Consider the following 20,990-nt stretch of genomic DNA (forward strand, 5'->3'; position numbering starts at 1 on the left):
TGGAGAGGGGGAAAGAGTATCCAAAAAATAAGTTCCCTAGACACATGAAAAGTGTATCGACAATCGTCGACAGTCCCAGGAAAATTACGAAAAATGGTTGAAAAGTATTGTGCAAAGCATGCTTGCGAGACCCCGGAGGTAGACAACTATCCAGAACCGTTCGATTCAAAAAGAAGCAGCCACCTTCCTCCAGGAAGAAACCCGAAGTACCCATCGCGGAGAATACCTCAACGCCCAAGATAATCCAGTCAAATATCTCAAAACTGCCAATCTGCATCAGGTCAAACGGTTTGACATTACCGATACTGAAGCACTGTAAAAGTAGGGTCCACATAACAAACGGGTGATGCACACTTCATCTCCGATGAACGAGTTGCAGGCCGCCGGAGAAAGGACGCCACCCGAAACTGCAACATCTGTGCGAACTATCCCTATTGCCGATGACCTCATCACGGTGCTTGACCACAGAGTTGCGGCGTCCATTCAGGGCGGGATCTTTGAAACCGCTCGCGGTGCTCCATACCGAATTGCTTCTGCCGACGGTGAATTAAGGAAGACAGTGACGCGCCTTCGTGAGTGCGTGACGTTCCACAGTTTCCGCCACCTGTATGCGTCGAGGTTGATCTCAGCGGGTGTCTCGGTGAAGCAGGTTCAGAGAGATTTGGGGCATACGACGGTATCGACAACCTTGGACACTTATGTCCCCTTCTTCCCTGGCCTCAACAATCAGCCAGCAGCTGAAATAGCCCGCATGATGAAATTCATGCGGGCAACTTGCGGGCGGCTAAGTGCAGGAGTTTAAAACGAAACAGTCTTGACCAGCATAAACAGCCTTAGAACCTACGCCAATTCCACGATTTCCATGTACTGATCATTCCAAAGATCCTCGGTGCCATCAGGAAGCACGATGACGCGTTCTGGCTCAAGGGCCTTGACTGCACCCGGGTCGTGGGTAACCAGGACGACTGCGCCGGTGTAGGTGCGCAGTGCGTCGAGGACCTGTTCGCGGGAGATCGGGTCAAGGTTGTTGGTGGGCTCGTCGAGAAGCAGGACGTTTGCGCGGGAGGACACGAGGGTGGCCAGTGCGAGGCGGGTTTTTTCACCGCCGGAGAGTGTTCCTGCTGGTTGGTCGAGTTGTTCGCCGGAGAACATGAAGGATCCGAGGAGGCTGCGGAGGCTTTGTTGGTCGGCGTCGGCGCAGGCTTCGATGGTGTTTTGCCAGACGGATTTGTCGGGGTCGATGGTGTCGTGTTCCTGGGCGAAGTAGCCGATTTTGAGGCCGTATCCGGTGACGATGCCGCCTTCGCCGTCGGTGCGTTCCACACCGGCGAGGAGTTTGAGCAGGGTGGTTTTACCTGCACCGTTGAATCCGAGGACGACTACGCGGGAGCCTTTGTCGATGGCTAGGTCGACGCCGGCGAAGACTTCGAGGGAGCCGTACATCTTGGTCAGGCCCTTGGCGTTGAGTGGGGTTTTTCCACAGGGTGCTGGTTCTGGGAAAACGATGTTGGCGGCGCGGTCAGCTACGCGGATTTCGTCGAGGTTGTCGATCATTCGTTCCGCACGGGCGATCATCTGCTTAGCTGCGGCAGCCTTGGTTGCTTTCGCGCCGAGGCGTGCAGCCTGGTCCTTGAGGGCTCCGGCCTTCTTTTCGGCGTTTGCGCGCTCACGGCGTCGGCGTGCTTCATCGAGTGCACGTGCATCGACGTATTTGCTAAAGCCCATGTTGTAGACATCGGCTTCGCTGCGTACTGCGTCGAGGTACCAAATCTTGTTACATACGGCGCCAAGCAGTTCGACGTCGTGCGAAATCATGATCAGTCCACCTTCGTGCTTCGCCAGGAAGTCACGGAGCCAGGTGATCGAGTCTGCGTCCAAGTGGTTGGTGGGCTCGTCGAGAAGCAATGTGGTTTTTGATTTGCCGGAGCCGTTGGTGGCGGCGAAGAGGATCTGCGCCAACTCGACGCGGCGGCGCTGGCCGCCGGACAGGGTTTTAAGCTGCTGGTCGAGGATGCGTGCCTCGAGGCCGAGGTTGTCGCAGATCTGGGCTGCTTCGGCGTCAGCTTCGTAGCCGCCGAGCGACTGGAATTGTTCCTCGAGCCTGGAGTACTTGCGGATCGCGGCGTCGAGCTTGCCGGGGTCGGTCGCGGTTTCCATGATCTCCTGCTGGCGTTCCATGGAGGATCGCAGCTGGTCAAGACCACGGGCGGAGAGGACTCGGTCGCGGGCGGTTTGTTCGATGTTGCCTTCGCGGGAGTCCTGGGGCAGGTAACCGATTTCACCAGATGTGGTTACGGATCCTCCGTAGGGCTTGGTTTCGCCCGAGAGGATTCGCATGGTGGTGGTTTTGCCCGCACCATTTCTACCAACCAGACCAATACGGTCGCCTGGCTGCACCCGAAGGAGCTGACCTGGGGCATCGAGAAGGGTACGTGCGCCAACGCGCACCTCTAAATCATTGGTGACAATCACAACCTAACAGTCTATCAATTGAAGTTGCCAGGTCAATAAAGCTGCTTTTCGACGCCCCCAGCCACCTACAACTTAAGCAATCCGAGGACTGCACCGACGATGCCACCAAGCGCTGCCAGCAGCGCTAAAAGCGCGACAAAACTGCCACCGTTAGAGCTTCCAGCAACACCAGTCGATTCCTCTTCAGGTTCAGAAGGCTGCTCAGTTTCTGACGGTTGTTCTTCGGTGCTGGTGGGTTCCTCTTCCTCACCAGCAAGTACTTTGAACGTGGTCTGAGCAGTCAATTCATCCAGCTCGGCTTCAACTGTTACTTCATATTCCTCGTCTTCAGTATTTACTGGCTTGAGGTCTAGCTGAAGCTTTGCTGTTCCTTGCGCGTTAGTTGGAACCACGTCCCGCTCAATACCGTTGACGCGAAATGCAATGAGAGTACCGATAGCCACCGGCGATCCATCGTGTGCTGTCGCCTTCGCTGCGATGACAATAGTCTTTGTTTGTCCATCAGAAAACACATCTGGATGATTCATGATCACCAAGGAGTTCTGCTGCACTTGTTCAGACAGGACTGTAAAACGTGCCAAGGCATCACGCGCGATTGATCGTGGTGCATCTTCTGGAACGACGAGTCGGGCGCGAACCTCAAATGTGCGTTCAGGCTGCTCGCTTGCGATGTTGTCCACATCAATCGAGATGCTGGCATGCCCTTCCGCATCAACAGCTGCGGTATCAATGGGCGATGAATCTAGATAAAAGGCCACCTTAGATCCAGCTGGCAGATCTCCCTCTGAGGTGACATTAGCCTGGACCTCAACAGTTTGGCTCTGGCCGTTGGAATGAACTGGGTTGATGGGATCAACCGTTACGATTGCATCAGTGACAGCATCCTGTGTTCCATTGAGTTCAACTCGAGGCACATCAACGTTTTTGGACCATACCGTTTCGCCTGCGGAGTTAGTAAACGTCCATACCGTTGGAATATCCACGTATCCGCGTTCTACATCCAAATCGCTGACTTCATAGGTAGTTGTGGTGCAGTCATAGCTCTTATTCGCGCCTAAATTCTTGTAACGACAGTTGGGAGTACCCTGCTCTGGATCAAATCCGCGTAGGTTTGCAGGCATCCAGTTCTCGCCTTCCCCCAGGCTTGGCACCGAATTAACCGTAACGTCAAACGGGTTGTTGACCGCAAAGTTAATGCTGATCTTCTCCCCTGCTACATAAGTGTCCTTGAGATTTGGAATGCTCACCTTCACTGAAGTTGGTGCAGGTTCTTGCCCACCCTGAACAGTGAGATTGAGACGACCCGTGTAGCGGTCTGCTCCATCAAGAATGGACACCTCCACTGGAAGTTCACCGTTGTCGGCTACCAGCGGTGCTGTGACCTGGACTGGGATTGTGACAGATTCTCCAGATGGGATCGACACACGAACATCCTCAGCTTGCCATCCTTCGGGACGTTCAAGGGAGACTGCTCGGTCAAAAATTGCGTTGTCGAAAGGATTGGTCAACGTGACATTCATAGTGGTGGTTTCACCTGCAGTCACGGACGTTTCATCGGCGTCGACACCAATGCAGCCGGCCTCCAGCCACGACAGGTTGAACTGTGAGTAGAAGATGTCGATATTTGAGCCACTGTTTTCTCACAGCATGCCGATGTCACCGTTGGGAAGCGTTGCCATCGAGGTATATTGGATTGCTCCTGGTTCAAACACCTTAGACACCGGCCAGGTCTGACCATCATCACACGACATGCGGACGGTGCCATTGGTGCGGCCACTCGTGGTGGCAGTGTTGGAGAACAGCAGAACCTTTGCCTGCGCACTTCCCTCAGGTGCTGTCGGGAATACTCGAATCAGGGAAGCATTGTTGCGAGGATCCGGCAGCTGGGTATCAAGAGTTGGCTCGGTCCAAGTGACGCCGCCGTCGGTGGAATAAGACACCTTGCGGTAAGTATCGGCTCCTGATGAACGACTGTTGTTCATCAGGGTTCCATCGCTGAGTTCCACGATTTTGTTTTCATCCATGGAGTTTCCCCAAGGAGCACTGGGGTACCACGTTGCGCCGTGATCATCACTCAGCATGGCAACTGCTGCGACTCGACCATTGGTCATGCGAGTTACCGATGGCTGGACCAATCGTCCCTTGTACGCGCCGTATTGCAGTTGGATGCCGTTTCCGGATGTGGCAAATCGGCTGTCCCAGGTGTCATCAGCAACCACTTGATCAGTAATGACGGTGTCTGCAACCCAGGTTGAGCCGTTATCTGATGATTTGGCGTAGGCAACATGGGCAACGTTGCGATCATCCGGGTCCGTGCCTGGTTGGGAGGTGAAGTATCCTGCATCGAATGACTTCACGTGGAAGTTAAAGACATCGCCCCTCTCCCAGTCCACAACGATGCTGGGATCGGAATAGCCAGTTTTGGGTTCGGCGGTGATACCTGCGGAAATGTCGTGCTGTTCGCCCCAGGTTGCTCCGTTGTCGGTCGATACCTTGCCCACGATGGAGTTGGGTTGTGGAGCATCTGAACAGTTGTTTGGGCGACCATCCCACGATGCGAGGACGTTGCCGTTGGGTGCGACGCCAAGCGATGGGATGCGGTAGCAATCAAATCCGAGAGTTCCGCCGTCAGCGAGTTGTTGTGTTGAAAACTCTGGTTCTTCGCTGATGCTTGCTGTTGCATCGAATCCGTAGCCCGTGGGTGTTTGAGCTTGGGCCGTTGGGATGGTGGGTAGTGCTGCGCCGATGAGTGCGGCTGCACCAAGCGCTGAGAATACTGCTTTACGCCGAGACAAAGCACCTGCTTTCTTGAATGGAAGACCCATCCAGATTGGAAGCATGATGTCAGATGTCTAATTGGGGGCATAGACATGCCTCCCCCACTTCACCCACCAGGACGGGTTGTGTGCGGGATTTTCTTATCCTACAAAACGGTGCTGTTGCAAAGTTGGGGCAGTAGGAAGACCGGCGTGGAATAATCAGGTCCATGGGCATCTTCTCCGGTCGGCAGTTCCCTCGTGAAATCATCCTGTGGGCGGTGCGGTGGTACTGCCGCTACGGCGTGAGCTATCGCGACCTCGAAGAGATGATGACCGAGCGGGGAGTGCCGGTCGATCACACCACGATCTACCGCTGGGTCCAGAAATATGCTCCTGAGCTGGATAAGAAGACCCGGTGGTATCGGCAAGTTCCTGACTGGCAGGCCAGGTCCTGGCGGGTGGATGAGACCTATATCCGGGTCGGGGGAAAGTGGTGCTACCTCTATCGGGCAATCACCGCCGGTAGCCAGACCCTGGACTTCTACCTCTCCCCGAAGAGAAACGTCGCGGCGGCGAAGCGTTTCCTGGCGAAGACGCTGCGGTCGAATAAATCGGCAGGCTATCCGCGGGTGATCAGCACCGACAAGGCCCCCTCACTCGCCAGGGCAATCTCTGAGCTGAAGGCGGAAGGCGTCTGTCCATCGACGGTCGAGCATCGTCGGGTGAAATACCTCAACAACGTCATTGAAGGCGACCATGGTCGGTTAAAGCGGATCCTGGGGCCGAAAGGCGCATTCAAAAACCGAACGTCTGCCTACCGGACGTTGAAAGGGATGGAGGCGATGCACTCATTGCGGAAGGGGCAGGGCACGATGTTTGCCTATGGTCACCCGAATCCGGATGCAGTGATTGTTAGCCGGGTATTCGAGACGGCCTGACAACACAGGCACATAGCGTTGATCACACAATAAAAACGGAGCCTTCTTGGCTCCCGCCCCAAGTTGCAACAGCACCTACAAAACTCATGACACATTGTCGTGTGAATCACAAAGCTTTTAAATTTCGAAAAACCACACGCTTGTGCGGGAAACTTCTCGCATAACTAGGGTGAGGGTATGACCTCCAAAGGCCAGGAATCTAGTTCAGACTCCACAGCAGGAATGGATTACATCATCCGATACTCGCTCAACGAGTTTCAGCGCGGAAGTATCGTGACGCGTTTTGAAACTCCCCCTGATAAACGGGAGGTGTTTGGGGTCTTAGAAAGATACGGCATTTCTTCCACTCAGGTAAGTGAATATTCCGTTTCCCCTGCACGCGGAGTTCAACAGGCTCTGACGCCGGTCCACCAGGACATTGTGGAGGCGCAACCTTCGGAGGATACTTCCCCACCGCCTCTAGACAGGCGGAAGAGGAAAAGTGGTTGCGGGTGGGTAGCTGTAGCTATCGTTGTCATTGCCTTTGTGACTCCAGCAGTGACGGCCGAGCGTTCTTACACCACTGGTCAAAGTCTCGCGCCGTCTGCCTCTAGAAACTTAAGTTTTGGAGAGCGATACGATTTTTGTGACGCCCAGTTGAGATATATCGCGGTATCTGATGAGAACTACTGGGATGAGGCGCCTGGGTTCTTTGAAGACCGCGTCTCCAATAATCCTATCCACCCCGCCAATCTTTCTTTCCTCGTTGGATGCATGTCTGACTGACGCCAAATATGCAACAACCCCGTGTCGCACAGGAAACCTGTGTGGCACGGGGTGGCGTCGATAAGCAGCCTTTTAAACCGCGAATCCTAGGGCCTGCAGCTGAGCGCGGCCCTCTTCGGTAATCATGTGTGGACCCCAAGGTGGCATCCATACCCAGTTCAGGGACATCTTCTCTGCAATGCCGTTGCCGACGATTGCGGTGCGTGCCTGATCTTCGATGACGTCAGTCAGCGGGCAAGCTGGTGAAGTCAGAGTCATATCGATGTGAGCTTCGTTGCCGTTGATGATGTAAATATCGTAGACAAGGCCCAGGTCAACAACGTTAATGCCCAGTTCAGGGTCAATAACGTCGCGCATGTACTCCTCAACATCGCTGGCCTTAGCCAGGTCTGCCTCGGACTGCTCTGGGCGCTCAGAGCTTTGTGCTTCAAAGGTGGAAGCGTTCTGGTCTTCAACCTCTGTCGTGTTCTCGGTGTGCTCGCTCATGGTTTCCTCCAATTAATACAGCGGGCTAATGTGCGTGCGCAACAGCGTCAGCGGTTGCCGCCTGGAAAGCCTTCCACCCAAGCAGCGCGCACTTCACGCGTGCCGGGTACTTGGCGACTCCGGAGAAAGCAACGCCATCTCCGATGAGATCTTCATCGCCAACAAACTGACCGCGGGAAACGATCATCTTCTCAAATTCTGTGAGCTTTTCCAGCGCCTTGTCGACGGGTTGGCCCACGATCTCCTCGGCCATAACGGACGTGGAGGCCTGGCTGATTGAGCAACCAACTGCTTCGTAGGAGACGTCCTCCACGGTGGAGCCGTCCTCAGACAGCTTCACGCGCAGAGTCAATTCGTCGCCACAAGAAGGGTTGACGTGGTGAACCTCAGCATCGAAAGGATCCCGAAGGCCCTTGTGCTGTGGGTTTTTGTAGTGGTCCAGGATCACCTCCTGGTACATCTGCTCAAGGTTCATTACTCAACTCCAAAGAATTGCTTGGCCTTCTCGATCGCTGCCGCGAGGCGGTCGATTTCTTCGAAGGTGTTATAGAGATAGAAAGATGCTCTTGCTGTCGATTGTACGTTCATGCTGCGGTGCACGGGCCACGCGCAGTGGTGGCCGACGCGGATATTCACGCCCTGATCGTCAAGCACTTGGCCTAGATCGTGTGGGTGAATGCCCTCGACACCGAAGCTGATTGCACCGCCGCGCTGCTCTGCAGTCAAAGGACCAGCAATGGTTAGTCCCTTAATTGCCGTGAGCTTTTCCAACGCGTAAGCAGTCAATGCGTGCTCATGCGCTGCGATTGCTTCCATACCGATTTCATTCAGCATGTCCACGGCAGCACCCAAGCCCACAACCTGGCTGGTCATCTGCGTGCCGGCCTCAAAACGTTGAGGTGCGGCAGCGTAGGTGGAACCCTCCATGGTGACAACTTCAATCATGGAACCACCAGTCAAAAATGGTGGCAGTTCATCCAAGATTGGGGACTTTGCATACACAACGCCCACGCCTGCAGGTCCCAGCATCTTATGGCCAGAGAATGCAGAGAAATCTACATCCAGCTCGTGGAAATTCACTGGCATATGAGGAACAGACTGGCACGCATCAAGCACCGTGAGAGCGCCGACAGCCTTGGCACGACGAACCAACTCTGGAACATCAGCCACAGCACCGGTCACATTGGACTGGTGAGTGAAGGCAACGACCTTGACAGTTTCATCAAGCTCGAGTGAATCGAGATCAATGCGACCATCTTCAGTCACCTTGTACCACTTCAATGTCGCACCGGTTCGACGGCACAGCTCCTGCCATGGCACCAAGTTTGCGTGGTGCTCTAGCTCCGTGATGACCACGGTATCCCCGGCCTGGACACGATACTTACCGGAACGGTCATCACCCAAGGTGTACGCAACAAGATTGAGTGCTTCAGTTGCATTCTTAGTGAACGCAATTTCATGCTGCTCGGCACCAACAAAGGCAGCGATCTTCTCGCGGGCACCTTCATAAGCATCCGTTGCTTCCTCAGCCAGTTGGTAGGCACCGCGGTGCACGGGGGCGTTGGTGTGCAGCACAAAGTGCTCCTCTGCACGCCACACCCGCTCGGGTCGCTGCGATGTCGCACCTGAGTCCAGGTAAGCAAGCGGTTTCCCATCCCTAACAGTGCGCTTCAGGATTGGGAATTCTTCCCGCACCTTATCCACATTGAGGGATCCATCTGCATTGAGGAAATCGGACATGTTACTTGATGAACTGGTCGTAGCCGTCAGCCTCGAGCTTGTCAGCAAGCTCAGCGCCACCGGTGGTCACAATCTGGCCATTCGCGAAAACGTGAATGAAGTCAGGCTTAACGTAGTTGAGGATGCGCTTGTAGTGGGTGATCATCAAGATGCCACCTTCGGTCTCCTGCTTGTAGGAGTTGATGCCCTCGGAAACAATGCGCAGTGCATCCACGTCAAGGCCGGAGTCGGTCTCATCCATGATCGCGAACTTTGGCTTCAGCAGATCAAGCTGCAGAACCTCGTGGCGCTTCTTCTCGCCACCGGAGAAACCTTCGTTGACTGAGCGGTTGGAGAACTCAGGGTCAATTGCCAGAGCTTCCTGAGCGGTGCGGACTTCCTTAACCCACTCGCGAAGCTTAGGAGCCTCGCCGCGGATTGCGGTCGCTGCGGAACGCAGGAAGTTAGCAACGGAAACGCCAGGGATTTCAGTTGGATACTGCATGGCCAGGAAGAGACCAGCGCGTGCACGCTCATCAACTTCCATCTCCAGGATGTTCTCGCCGTCGAGGAGGACCTCGCCTGCGGTTACCTCGTAGCGTGGGTGTCCACCAAGGGTGTAAGCAAGAGTGGACTTGCCGGAACCGTTAGGGCCCATGATGGCGTGGATCTCACCAGAGTTGATGGTGAGGTTGACGCCCTTGAGGATTTCCTTAGGCTCAGCGGACTCATCGGACGGCAGGACCTGTGCGTGCAGGTTACGGATTTCAAGAGTGCTCATCTGTCACAATCTTTCAGGGTTGAAGCGAATTTTAAACTGAAGTATTAGCTGGGCCGGTTTTTCTGCCGCCCAGCTTGGCCAAGTAACTGTGCTTAGCCACTTGGCTTAGTTACTTTGGCTTAATTACATGCCAAGAACTGCGAGTTCCGAGCTGACTCGGTTGTCCAATTCCCCGCGGATGGATTCAACTGGGACCTTGTTGATCACTTCGTTGAAGAAACCGCGGACGATGAGGCGGCGTGCTTCCTCTGCAGGAATACCACGGGCCTGGAGGTAGAACACGTGCTCGTCGTCGAAACGACCGACGGTTGCTGCGTGTCCTGCGCCAACGATCTGGCCGGTTTCAATCTCGAGGTTTGGAATAGCGTCTGCGCGTGCACCCTCGGTGAGGACGAGTGAGCGGTTAGCTTCGTAGGTGTCAGTGCCGTGGGCGTTTGAGCGGATGAGCACATCGCCAACCCAGCAGGTACGGGCATCTGGCTTGTCAGAGTTCTTGTCACCCTGAAGTGCGCCCTTGTACAAGACGTTGGAGCGACAGTTTGGTACAGCGTGGTCAACCAGCAGGCGCTGCTCGAAGTACTGTCCATCATCTGCGAAGTAGACGCCGAGCATTTCTGCGTCGCCACCTGGTGCGGTGAAACGCACGCGTGGGACGATGCGGACTACTTCTCCACCGAAGGTTGCCACGGTGTGGCGTAGAGTTGCGTCGCGTCCCAGCTGTGCAAGCTGGTTGCTCAGGTGAACTGCGTCAGCGTTCCAGTGGGTGTCCGTGATGACGGTCAGGCGTGCGTTGTCGCCAACGATGAATTCGACGTTGTCAGCGTGGGTGCCGGATCCGACGTACTGCAGTGCGACGATAGCGTCTGCGCCCGCTTCAACCTCGATGGAGATTGCGCCGAAAGAGGTAACGCCTTCACCCTTGCCAGTAACCGTGATGGTTACTGGGGTTGGGTTGTGGGAGTTTTTGGCAAAGGTGACAACATTGCCCTGTTCCTTGGAGGTCCAGGCCTGAGCTGCGACGCGGTCTACTGGTGCGCCTGCGCGACCCAGTCGAGCATCGTCCTTTGCGACAACTTCGTGGCTTGCGCCTTCTGCATCTGCAGGGATCTCGACGGTGACGTCAGAGGTGGTTGCAGGTGCGAACTCGCCGTTGTGGAGTCCGCGAAGACGGCGTAGGGAAATGAAACGCCATTCTTCGTCGCGTCCGCGTGGGATCTCAAAGTCCTCAACATTAAATGAGGAGAAGAGGTCGCCCTTGGTGTTGTGCGGGGTTGCGGCCTTTACGGTTGCTACTTCAGTCATTGGGCTTAGCCCACCGATCCTTCCATCTGCAGTTCGATCAGTCGGTTGAGCTCAAGGGCGTACTCCATTGGGAGTTCCTTAGCGATTGGCTCAACGAAGCCACGAACGATCATTGCCATTGCTTCTTCTTCCGCAAGTCCGCGGCTCATGAGGTAGAACAGCTGCTCTTCAGAAACCTGGGAAACAGTTGCCTCGTGGCCGAGTGACACGTGATCGTTACGGATGTCGTTGTATGGGTAGGTGTCAGAACGGGAGATGTCATCGACCAGCAGTGCGTCACACTCAACGTTGGAGGTTGAGTGGTGAGCGTTTGCGTTGATCTGAACCAGACCACGGTAAGCCGCACGTCCACCGCCACGTGCCACAGACTTGGACACGATGTTGGAGGAAGTGTAAGGAGCCATGTGGGTCATCTTGGCGCCGGTGTCCTGGAACTGTCCCTCACCTGCGAAAGCGACGGAGAGAACTTCGCCCTTTGCGTGTGGGCCAGTCATCCAGACAGCTGGGTACTTCATGGTGACCTTGGAGCCGATGTTGCCATCGACCCATTCCATGGTGCCGCCCTCTTCAACCTTGGTGCGCTTGGTCACCAGGTTGTAGACGTTGTTGGACCAGTTCTGAATGGTGGTGTAGCGGCAGCGTCCACCCTTCTTCACGATGATCTCAACGACTGCGGAGTGCAGGGAGTCGGACTTGTAAATAGGTGCGGTACAGCCCTCAACGTAGTGAACGTAGGCATCCTCATCAACGATGATCAGGGTGCGTTCGAACTGACCCATGTTCTCGGTGTTGATGCGGAAGTAAGCCTGCAGAGGAATGTCCACGTGGACACCCTTTGGCACGTAGATGAAAGATCCACCGGACCAGACAGCGGAGTTCAGTGCGGAGAACTTGTTGTCGCCTGCTGGAATGACGGTGCCGAAGTACTCCTGGAAGATCTCAGGGTGCTCTTTCAGTGCGGTATCGGTGTCAAGGAAGATAACTCCCTTTTCCTCCAGGTCCTCGCGGATCTGGTGGTAGACAACCTCAGACTCGTACTGAGCTGCAACACCTGCAACGAGGCGCTGCTTCTCGGCCTCAGGAATACCCAGCTTGTCGTAGGTATTCTTGATGTCTTCTGGGAGATCCTCCCAGGACTGTGCCTGCTTCTCAGTGGAGCGGACGAAGTATTTAATGTTGTCGAAGTCAATGCCTGAAAGGTCTGCACCCCAGGTTGGAACTGGCTTCTTATCAAAAATGCTCAGGGCCTTGAGGCGCTGCTGAAGCATCCATTCTGGCTCGCTCTTCTTCGCAGAGATGTCGCGTACGACATCCTCGCTGAGACCACGCTGTGCGGATGCACCAGCGTCGTCGGAGTCGTGCCAACCATAGTTGTACGGACCGATGGATTCAATGATCTGGTCATCGGTCAAGGGCTCGTTAACCCCTGGGTTCGTCGTTGCCGAAGTCATGATCCGCTCCTTTCATCAGGAGTGTTTGATGGGTGTCAATGGAATATTTGTTGTGCAGATGCCGTGGCCGTCCGCGATTGTTGCCAATGGTTGCGTGTGCTGCCCCAAAAGTTCTGAGACTGCTTGATGCTCTGCCTCACACAGTTCCGGAAATTCCGTGGCGACTGTAGATATTGGACAGTGATGCTGGCAGAGTTGCAACCCGTTTCGAGTGGCATCGACAGTTGCTGCATAACCATGCCGACTAAAAGCTTCAACTAAAGATTTGGCTGTATCTTCGATTGATTGATCTGTGACATCTGCTGGGGTAATACCCTCAACAATTGTTTCGATCCGCTTTCTAGCAAATTGCCTTACTGCATCATCTCCGCCGACCTCTCGAAGAGTGGCTAGAGCTGCCGCAGCAAGGGAATCATATTCGTGGCCGAAGATTGAGCGACCTTTATCAGTAAGCCGATAAGTTTTTGCTGGCCTACCGCGCATTTTGGGCTCATATGGGTTCTGGCGCGGATTTGCCGCCTCCGCCAGATTTTCTTCAACCAAGTTGTCTAGGTGCCTGCGCACTCCCACAGTTGAAAGCTGAAGCTGTTCAGCAATATCTGAAGCGATCACCGGTGCACGTTCCAACAGGATGAGAAGAATTTTTCGGCGCGTATCACCGTCTCCGGTGTGCGCGTCGTTGCCTTTTACAACATCTCCCACTGGTGTCACCTCCTGCTTGATTTAGCTTTCACCTTTAGACAACACAAGTGTTCCCTAATTCCATTCCCGTGTCCAATCCCTTCCCCCCTACCAGCGCAAATAGACGTAGAAAAATCATCAATAAATAAAAACTAAGCGAACCCTAAGCCAACCAAAGGTAACCTTATTTATGCTGGCCACAGGTGGTGTGTTTTAAAACTTCATTCCAATTACCGAAAATGAATATAATTTGAGATTTAGCTCACACTATCCCCCTTCGGGTCACCACCAGACTCTGATGCGAGGTAAATGTTCTCCGCTCCCTTGCGTAGAATGATGCGAGTGACGAAGGACGAGCAGATTCAACCCAATTCGAACGCCCCTGAAAACAGAAAATGGTTTCCTCGGGCACCTCGTCCCCTACGCCAATTTCTCGACACTTTGCCGCGCATCGGCACCGCTGGTTCCAGATCAGCGACCCTCCACGTGGAAGACGAGCAGAGCCCTTTAGGGGCAACGCTTTTCGACGTCGCGACCGGCGCGAGCTCCATCAACGACCGCGATACCGACGCCTCAGGGCTTGAGCCTGAAAAGATTCGCCGATTTGCATGGCTGCGCCTGATCGGCACCATGGGTGCGTTAATGATCGCGTTTGGTGCGCTGGGCGCGGGTGCACTTCCGGTGGTGAATAATCCGTATGTGGATTTCCCTGGCGGAAACTTCATGAGCCGAATGCTGCAGACCTCTTCCATGATCGTGCTCATCGGCGTGGGATTTTTGGTGCTGGCGTGGGTGTTAATGGCACCGCTGGTGGGTATTCCTTTTAAACGCAGCGGAAACAGAACAGCCAGCGTGAGTTTGTCCATGCTGCGCCGCACATTTGGCGCCTGGGTAGCGCCCATCATGCTCACCGCCCCACTGTTTACTCAAGACATTTATTCTTATCTGGCACAAGGCTCTGTGACCGCGCAGGGAATGGATGCCTACGCCGGTGGACCGCTTGAACTATTGGGGCCCGATAATCATCTGGCACGGTCCGTGCCCTTTATTTGGGCCCAGTCGCCCTCGCCCTACGGCCCTGTTGCGCTGAGCATCGCGGCGTCGATAAGCGTTATTACTAATGACAGCATCGTTGGAGGCGTGCTGGCGCACCGTATTGCGTCGCTGCTGGGCGTTGTGGCTGCAGGCTGGGCGATCACCATGCTGGCCAGGCGCTGTCGGGTATCTGAAGAAGCGTCCTTTTACCTGGGCGTACTTAATCCGCTGCTGATTCTGCACCTGATCGGCGGTATTCACAACGAATCCATCCTGCTGGGATTTTTACTTGTTGGCCTGGAACTCGGACTGCGTGGCACCGACCGGATTCAAACAGGGCTGTGGGGGCCTGCGTGGACATATATTGCACTGAGTGGCGTATTGATTTCTTGCGCAGGCCTGGTCAAGGTGACCGGCTTTATTGGGCTCGGTTTTGTGGGCATGGCCTTGGCCAGGGCGTTTCATGCACGTGGACATCGACACGTCGTTGCGATCGGCGTTGCAGGCCTCGTTCAAGTAGCAGCCCTGGTGATCACCGTGGTTGTTCTCAGTGTGATTACCGGAATCAGTTTGGGGTGGATCACAGGTCAAGGTGGCGCTGCGACGATCCGAAGCTGGATGTCTATGACCACCAACATTGGCGTTATTTCTGGATTCATCGGAATGAATTTGGGGCTAGGCGACCACACCGCAGCCATGCTCGTTGTGACCCGTGCAGCCGGAATCGCGGTAGCTGCCGCCTTCATGGTTCGTATGTTGTTTGCCACATATAGAGGTCACATTCACGCTGTGGGCGGACTGGGCGTGGCGACTTTCGTCCTCGTTATCCTCTTCCCCGTGGTGCATCCGTGGTACATGCTGTGGGCTATCGTGCCGCTAGCTTCCTGGGCAAATAGACTGTTCTTCCAGCTCGGAGTGATTGCCTACTCCACTGCCTTCAGTTTCTTTGTGCTGCCTCGCGGGCTTGCACTTCCAGTCGGAACTGTCTTTTCCATCTACTTCGGCGCAGCGCTCGGATTCAGCATTCTCCTATTAGTTGGATGGTGGAGTTTGAGGCGGAATCCAACCTTTGGTTTACACTGATCAACTGTGACTACTGATTTTTCGGCCTCTAGCTCTAATTTTGGAGCCGCAGAAGGCGCACTTGATGCCATAAACCCCGTCCCACCAAACGATCCAGCAATCGTGGTGAACAACGTGGTAAAAAGATTTGGCACCAAGGAAGCAGTAGCCGGAATCTCCTTCGAAGTCCCCCGCGGTCAAGTTTTGGCCCTCCTGGGACCTAATGGCGCAGGCAAAACCACCACCATTGAAATGTGCGAAGGTTTTACCGCCCCCACCTCTGGCAGCATCCGAGTCTTGGGCATCGATCCAGCCACAGAACCAGACCAGGTGCGCCGACGCATCGGCATCATGCTTCAAGGTGGCGGTTCCTACAGCGGAATCCGCGTGTTTGAAATGCTCAAGCTTGCGGCGTCCTACAACGACAACCCACACGATCCTGAATGGCTGCTTGATCTTGTAGGACTGCGTGAACAACGCAAAACCACCTACCGACGTCTGTCAGGTGGCCAACAGCAACGCCTTTCTTTGGCCTTAGCATTAATTGGTCGCCCTGAGATTATCTTCCTCGACGAACCCACCGCTGGCATGGATGCGCAATCACGCAACATGGTGTGGGAGCTTGTCAACGATCTCCGCCGCGACGGCGTCACCATCGTGCTCACCACCCACCTGATGGATGAGGCCGAAGCACTAGCTGACCACGTGATCATCGTTGCCAACGGTCAAATCCTTGCCAGTGGCACACCTGATGAACTCACTGCGCAACGCGATCATCTTGAAATTAATGTCTCCGTAGAGACCACGAGCCCGCTTGATCTTGATCGCTTGGTGGATGATCTCAGCAGCTTAAACATCGGTGATGTGAAAGCACGAGCCAACCGGCCACTGCATTATTCACTTCGGACGCAACAAGCCACCCCGGATTCCTTGGCGCACATCGTCCAGGCTGTCGCCCGCCAAAACGTCATGATTCGCTCTTTGGATACGGGACACCGCTCATTGGAAGATGTCTTCCTGGACATCACCGGAAAAGAACTGAGGAGTTAACGCACACCATGTCTAAACCTTTTGAAAACTCTGCGCTCCGCGGTTCTTCTCGATTCCCAGCTGGAACGTTCACCCCTGCTCCCAAACGAGCCACCCCGGCAAAAATGTTGGCTGCTCAGGGCAAGATGGAATCCCTGCTGTTTCTTCGCCACGGCGAACAGCAACTGCTCAGCATCATCATTCCCTTGGTCGCGCTCATCGCACTAGCGAATTTTGATTTCATCCCTGGTGAGAACTCCCTCGACAAGACTTTCCCCTTCGCGCTGGCCACAGCAGCCATGAGCGCTGGTTTTACAGGTCAAGCCATCAGCCTAGCTTTTGACCGCCGCTATGGTGCCCTCAAGCGCACCGGCGCCAGCGGTGTTCCCGCCTGGACGATTATTTTTGGCAAAGTCATCGCAGTCATTGCAGTCACCATTGTGCAGATCATCTTTCTCGGTGTGACTGCACTGCTGTTGGGCTGGTCCGCACCTGTCGGTGGTGTGCTCTTTGGCATCGTGACCCTATTTGTGGGTGTTTCCAGCTTCACCGCGCTCGGCATGCTGATGGGCGGAACGTTGTCCTCCGAATTGGTATTGGCACTGGCTAACTTGATTTGGATTGTACTGTCCGGCCTTGCAGCATGGGCGGTCTTTTCCCCTTCCGTCAACGCTGAAGGAGTGCTGTCCATCATCCCATCCGTTGCGCTGTCCCAAGGTATGGTTGACGCATTCAACGGCGAACTTCCGTGGCTCCAGCTAGGAATTTTGGTGGGCTGGCTAATTATCACCGGCGTGGCCGCAAACAAGCTATTTAACTTCTCTGCGAGCCGCTAGATATACCCTTAGTCGGAAAATATCCTTAAAAGTTCCCGGGAGTTTCAGTGGCAAATACCACCACTTCCATACCGGGAACAATTGTATAAAACTAGCCATGACCTGCTAGGATCAGCGACGTGTCTACTTCAGTTGCTCCCTCAAATAATCCAGTTGAGTTGAAGCCCATTACTTTCTGGGCACCGACCATCAAAGTGCAGCGCATTCTCGCGCTCCTACTGTTGATTTTCCAGGGAGGCATCACCGTTACGGGCTCTATCGTCCGTGTCACAGGCTCCGGCCTCGGTTGTGATACCTGGCCACTATGCCACGAAGGTTCACTAGTCCCAGTCGCAGGCGCAGCACCATGGATCCACCAGGCAGTGGAATTTGGTAACCGCATGCTCACTTTCGTGCTTGCTGCCGCAGCGCTTGCGTTGTTCATTGCAGTTCTTGGCGCAAAACGCCGCCGCGAGATCCTGGTCCATTCCTTCATCCAGGGTTTGGGCATCATCTTGCAGGCTGTCATCGGTGGCATCACCGTGCTGGTTGATTTGCACTGGTACGCCGTTGCTTTGCACTTCCTGCCATCCATGATCCTTGTTTTCATGGCCGCGATTTTGTACACCCGCATCGGCGAGCCCGATGACGGCGAGATTACCACCACATTCCCCACGTGGATCCGCAATGTAGCTGTCATTGGTGCAGTAGCGCTCTCCGTAGTACTGATCACCGGCACCATGACCACCGGCGCTGGCGTTCACTCTGGCGATGCATCAATCACCATGGATGATCGCCTCGATGTCAGCATCGACTTGATGGCCCACATCCACGGCTACAGCATGTACATCTACCTCTTCTTCACCCTCATCGTGGTCGCCGGTCTGTACAAGGCAAAAACCACCAAGCACAACAAGCAGCTTGGCCTCATGCTGATTCTGTTCATTCTGATTCAGGCAGGTATCGGCATCTTGCAGTACCGCATGGGTGTGCCACGCTGGAGCATCCCATTCCACATCGCAATGTCTTCTGTCGTTGTTGCCTTCACTTCCCTTCTGTGGGCGCAGGGTCGTATACGCGTCGGCGGTAAAGCCACCGTTACTGGTTCTGTTGATGGCGATATTAAGAACGAGATCATTACGAACCCCTTTGAGAAGAAATCAAAGCAGCCTGTTAAATAACACGCAACTGTATCGGTAAAAGGCCCAATCAAGGATTCTTGGTTGGGTCTTTTTCCATGCTTTTCATGCTTCGAACAGTCCAGAATAGCCCTGACCTAGACTTAGAGCTATGTCCGAACAAAGACTCGATCAGCTTGAGCGACGGCTTTCTGAACTGGAACGGGAGATCGCCGCGATTCGTCAGGAGATCCGCCAGGAACGCCTAGTGCTTCCGGAACCGGAACCTGTGAAAGTTGATACAGTCATCGCCACCGAAGCGACCGGAGTCAATGCATCGTCGGGTCCGGAGGCGAAGATCGCTTTGTTCATGGAGAGGTTTAGTGGTCGCCACGATGTGTATGCGCGGCGCTGGACCAGCAGAAAAACGGGCAAAAGTGGATGGTCGCCGGCTACTCGCCAGGGTTTTTACTCAAAAGACACCACACCGAAGGACTATCTCCCCTTCACCGTTGACACCGTCAATGCGCATCTGCGCCGGGGCGGCGACCATATCGGTCTCTATGTGATGGTCCCCATCGACACGTGCAAACTTCTCGCCTGCGATTTCGACGATGGCACCTGGAAGCAAGATGCGGCCGCTTTCGTGTCAGCCTGCACCGACCACGGAATCGATGCGTTGGCTGAAATTTCTCGATCCGACGACGGCGCCCCCGTGTGGATATTTTTCGATACCCCAATCTCCGCGATGCTGGCTCGGCGCCTAGGTTTTGCCATGCTCCGCCAAGCCATGAACTCCCGCCCTGACATGGATATGTCTTCTTATGATCGCTTCTTCCCTGCTCAAGACACCATCGCAACGCGCGCAAACGGAAGCGCACGGCTGGGAAATTTGATCGCGCTGCCCCTCAACGGCGACTGTCGAGCCCGCAACACCGCCGTCTTCGCCGATTCGGAAACGTGGGTTCCCTTCGAAGATCCTTTCGCAGCGCTCGCGGCCATCACGCCACTAGCCACCGAAAAAATCGAGCAGATCCTTGCCACCACGCAGGAAAAATTTGGCCCCGAACCCGAACACATCAAACGCCCCACCCGCGCCGAACTCAAACAGGTTAAAGCCAACGGCGAAACCATCAAACTCACCATCACCAACGAGCTGAGCGTCCCCACCGAAAGGTTACCCGCGGCCGTCATCGCGGAGATTAAACACCGGGCGGTAATCCCAAACCCTGAGTTTTATCGTCGACAAGCGCAAAGATTTTCGACCTTCGGCGTGCCGCGCATCGTCATCCGCTTCGCCCAGGCCGAGCAGCGCTTGCTGCTCCCACGCGGGCTTGTCGACGACACCCTCCGGATCCTCACCCTCGCCGGGTACAAAGTCAGCGTCATCTGGCCTCGGCAAACTCGGAAAACCATCGACGCGTCTTTCGAGGGCGAATTGCGATCCATGCAACAAGAGGGAATCGACTCGCTCAAAGGCCAACGCACCGGCGTATTGGTAGCACCGCCGGGCGCTGGAAAAACAGTGATGGCCTGTGCACTCATCGCGAACAGAAAAATCCCCACCGCAGTGATAGTCAACCGTGCAGAATTGATTTCCCAATGGCGGGATCGTCTCGCGCAATACCTGAGCATCGACGCAGACTCCATCGGACAGATCGGCGCGGGCCGACGCAAAACCACCGGAATTATCGATCTCATCACCGTCCAATCCTTGAGCCGTAAAGATTCCGATCCGAAAATTTTGGAACAATACGGCCAAATCATCGTCGACGAGTGCCACAACATCGCAGCCCCAGGCGCCGAAGCCGCATTGAACCAGGTCAAGGCCCCCTACTGGCTGGGTCTAACCGCCACGCCGTTTCGTTCAGACCACATGGATGAAATCATCACCATGCAGTGCGGTCCTGTGCGCCACCGCATGGAAGTGGCAACAGACAATGAACAGCGCTTGATTCACATCCACGAAACCTCTTTCGACTCTGAGGAAACCACCGAAATCCAGGATCTCTACAATGAGCTCGCGGTCGATTCTGCCCGAAATGCGCAAATCACTGCCGAAGTGCACAAAGCGCTTGAAGCTGGCGACCGATGTCTAGTTTTGGTCAACCGAATTGCAGCCCTTGAAGCACTGACCAGCAGTATTACCGAATCTGGCGATCACACTGTCTTAGTGATGCATGGCCGCCAAACCCAAGAGGAGCGAGTTCACCTTCGTGCGCAACTTGCCTCATTGAGTGAAAAGCAGGATCCGTTTGTACTGGTCGCGATGAATAAAGTCGCCGGCGAAGGCCTTGACATCCCCAGCCTCAACACGCTGTTTTTGGCAGCGCCGGTGTCCTTCAAGGGGCTGGTGATTCAGCAAATCGGCCGAGTTACTCGCGCAACCGGTGATCAAAACGCTCCTCCGGTGACTGCCACGGTCCATGATTTTGTTGATTCCAAGATTCCGACACTCAAACGCATGCACGGTCGCCGATTGCGGGCTATGCAAAAGGAAGGATTCGCTGTTTCGGAGCCTTGAGGAGGACCAGACCAAACCAGCGTGCCCACGGTTGGCCATTTCAGGATCCGTGG

The 20,990-nt window shown here is 54.9% G+C and carries 17 protein-coding genes and 1 pseudogene; 8 read left to right on the plus strand and 10 right to left on the minus strand.

Going from position 1 to position 20,990, the window contains the following annotated elements; translation table 11 throughout:
• Positions 1-418: 418 nt before the first annotated feature.
• Positions 419-802, plus strand: a complete 384-nt coding sequence (locus CGL_RS07775) for a tyrosine-type recombinase/integrase (RefSeq protein WP_231838290.1) — start codon at positions 419-421, stop codon at positions 800-802.
• A 38-nt stretch (positions 803-840) separates the two neighbouring features.
• Here CGL_RS07775 and CGL_RS07780 read toward each other — a convergent pair whose 3' ends face one another.
• The 3 genes from CGL_RS07780 to CGL_RS15655 all read right to left on the minus strand — a co-directional run bounded on the left by CGL_RS07780 (position 841) and on the right by CGL_RS15655 (position 5,312).
• Positions 841-2,472 carry an ABC-F family ATP-binding cassette domain-containing protein gene (locus CGL_RS07780; protein WP_011014443.1) on the minus strand — a complete coding sequence of 544 codons (1,632 nt, stop codon included), beginning with the start codon at positions 2,470-2,472 and terminating at the stop codon, positions 841-843.
• Between the two features lie 65 nt (positions 2,473-2,537).
• Entirely contained in the window at positions 2,538-4,016 is a 1,479-nt protein-coding gene (locus CGL_RS15650) for an NEW3 domain-containing protein (protein WP_011014444.1), read from the minus strand.
• Between the two features lie 96 nt (positions 4,017-4,112).
• Positions 4,113-5,312, minus strand: coding sequence for a sialidase family protein (locus tag CGL_RS15655; protein ID WP_011014445.1), 1,200 nt, complete (start codon positions 5,310-5,312; stop codon positions 4,113-4,115).
• A gap of 146 nt (positions 5,313-5,458) precedes the next feature.
• Between CGL_RS15655 and CGL_RS07790 the strand changes: the two genes are divergently transcribed.
• Both CGL_RS07790 and CGL_RS07795 read left to right on the plus strand, forming a co-directional pair.
• A complete protein-coding gene (locus tag CGL_RS07790; protein WP_011014005.1) occupies positions 5,459-6,169 on the plus strand; it encodes an IS6-like element IS1628 family transposase in 711 nt (236 codons plus the stop codon).
• Between the two features lie 177 nt (positions 6,170-6,346).
• On the plus strand, positions 6,347-6,934 hold the full coding sequence (locus CGL_RS07795; RefSeq protein WP_011014446.1) for a hypothetical protein: 588 nt from the start codon (positions 6,347-6,349) through the stop codon (positions 6,932-6,934).
• 72 nt (positions 6,935-7,006) lie between these two features.
• Here CGL_RS07795 and CGL_RS07800 read toward each other — a convergent pair whose 3' ends face one another.
• From CGL_RS07800 to CGL_RS07830, 7 genes and pseudogenes are all read right to left on the minus strand, one after another.
• The gene (locus tag CGL_RS07800) at positions 7,007-7,420 is read right to left on the minus strand and encodes a metal-sulfur cluster assembly factor (RefSeq protein WP_003856083.1); all 414 of its coding nucleotides are present in this window, start codon (positions 7,418-7,420) and stop codon (positions 7,007-7,009) included.
• 25 nt (positions 7,421-7,445) lie between these two features.
• The gene (gene sufU / locus CGL_RS07805; RefSeq protein ID WP_003856080.1) at positions 7,446-7,895 is read right to left on the minus strand and encodes a Fe-S cluster assembly sulfur transfer protein SufU; all 450 of its coding nucleotides are present in this window, start codon (positions 7,893-7,895) and stop codon (positions 7,446-7,448) included.
• On the minus strand, positions 7,895-9,160 hold the full coding sequence (locus CGL_RS07810) for a cysteine desulfurase (protein ID WP_011014447.1): 1,266 nt from the start codon (positions 9,158-9,160) through the stop codon (positions 7,895-7,897). The genes sufU and CGL_RS07810 overlap by 1 nt, the downstream gene beginning before the upstream one ends.
• A 1-nt stretch (position 9,161) precedes the next feature.
• Complete coding sequence (sufC, locus tag CGL_RS07815; RefSeq protein WP_003856078.1) at positions 9,162-9,920, minus strand: Fe-S cluster assembly ATPase SufC; 759 nt, start codon at positions 9,918-9,920, stop codon at positions 9,162-9,164.
• A gap of 123 nt (positions 9,921-10,043) precedes the next feature.
• Complete coding sequence (gene sufD, locus CGL_RS07820) at positions 10,044-11,222, minus strand: Fe-S cluster assembly protein SufD (protein WP_011014448.1); 1,179 nt, start codon at positions 11,220-11,222, stop codon at positions 10,044-10,046.
• Positions 11,223-11,227: 5 nt separating this feature from the next.
• Positions 11,228-12,673, minus strand: a complete 1,446-nt coding sequence (gene sufB / locus CGL_RS07825; RefSeq protein WP_003862284.1) for a Fe-S cluster assembly protein SufB — start codon at positions 12,671-12,673, stop codon at positions 11,228-11,230.
• Positions 12,670-13,384 (minus strand): annotated as a pseudogene (locus CGL_RS07830) (helix-turn-helix transcriptional regulator). Before CGL_RS07830 ends, sufB begins: the two are co-directional and overlap by 4 nt.
• A gap of 312 nt (positions 13,385-13,696) precedes the next feature.
• On the opposite strand from CGL_RS07830, the gene mptB reads away from it, so the two are divergent.
• The 5 genes from mptB to CGL_RS07855 all read left to right on the plus strand — a co-directional run bounded on the left by mptB (position 13,697) and on the right by CGL_RS07855 (position 20,937).
• A complete protein-coding gene (gene mptB, locus CGL_RS07835) occupies positions 13,697-15,472 on the plus strand; it encodes a polyprenol phosphomannose-dependent alpha 1,6 mannosyltransferase MptB (RefSeq protein WP_020948585.1) in 1,776 nt (591 codons plus the stop codon).
• A 6-nt stretch (positions 15,473-15,478) separates the two neighbouring features.
• Positions 15,479-16,501: an ABC transporter ATP-binding protein gene (locus CGL_RS07840; protein ID WP_011014450.1), complete on the plus strand. Its 1,023-nt coding sequence runs from the start codon at positions 15,479-15,481 to the stop codon at positions 16,499-16,501.
• Between the two features lie 8 nt (positions 16,502-16,509).
• The gene (locus tag CGL_RS07845; protein ID WP_011014451.1) at positions 16,510-17,316 is read left to right on the plus strand and encodes an ABC transporter permease; all 807 of its coding nucleotides are present in this window, start codon (positions 16,510-16,512) and stop codon (positions 17,314-17,316) included.
• A 119-nt stretch (positions 17,317-17,435) separates the two neighbouring features.
• Positions 17,436-18,476, plus strand: coding sequence for a COX15/CtaA family protein (locus tag CGL_RS07850; protein ID WP_011014452.1), 1,041 nt, complete (start codon positions 17,436-17,438; stop codon positions 18,474-18,476).
• 109 nt (positions 18,477-18,585) lie between these two features.
• Entirely contained in the window at positions 18,586-20,937 is a 2,352-nt protein-coding gene (locus CGL_RS07855) for a TOTE conflict system archaeo-eukaryotic primase domain-containing protein (protein ID WP_011014453.1), read from the plus strand.
• Positions 20,938-20,990: the final 53 nt, after the last annotated feature.

The organism is Corynebacterium glutamicum ATCC 13032, assembly GCF_000011325.1.
Classification (GTDB): domain Bacteria; phylum Actinomycetota; class Actinomycetes; order Mycobacteriales; family Mycobacteriaceae; genus Corynebacterium; species Corynebacterium glutamicum.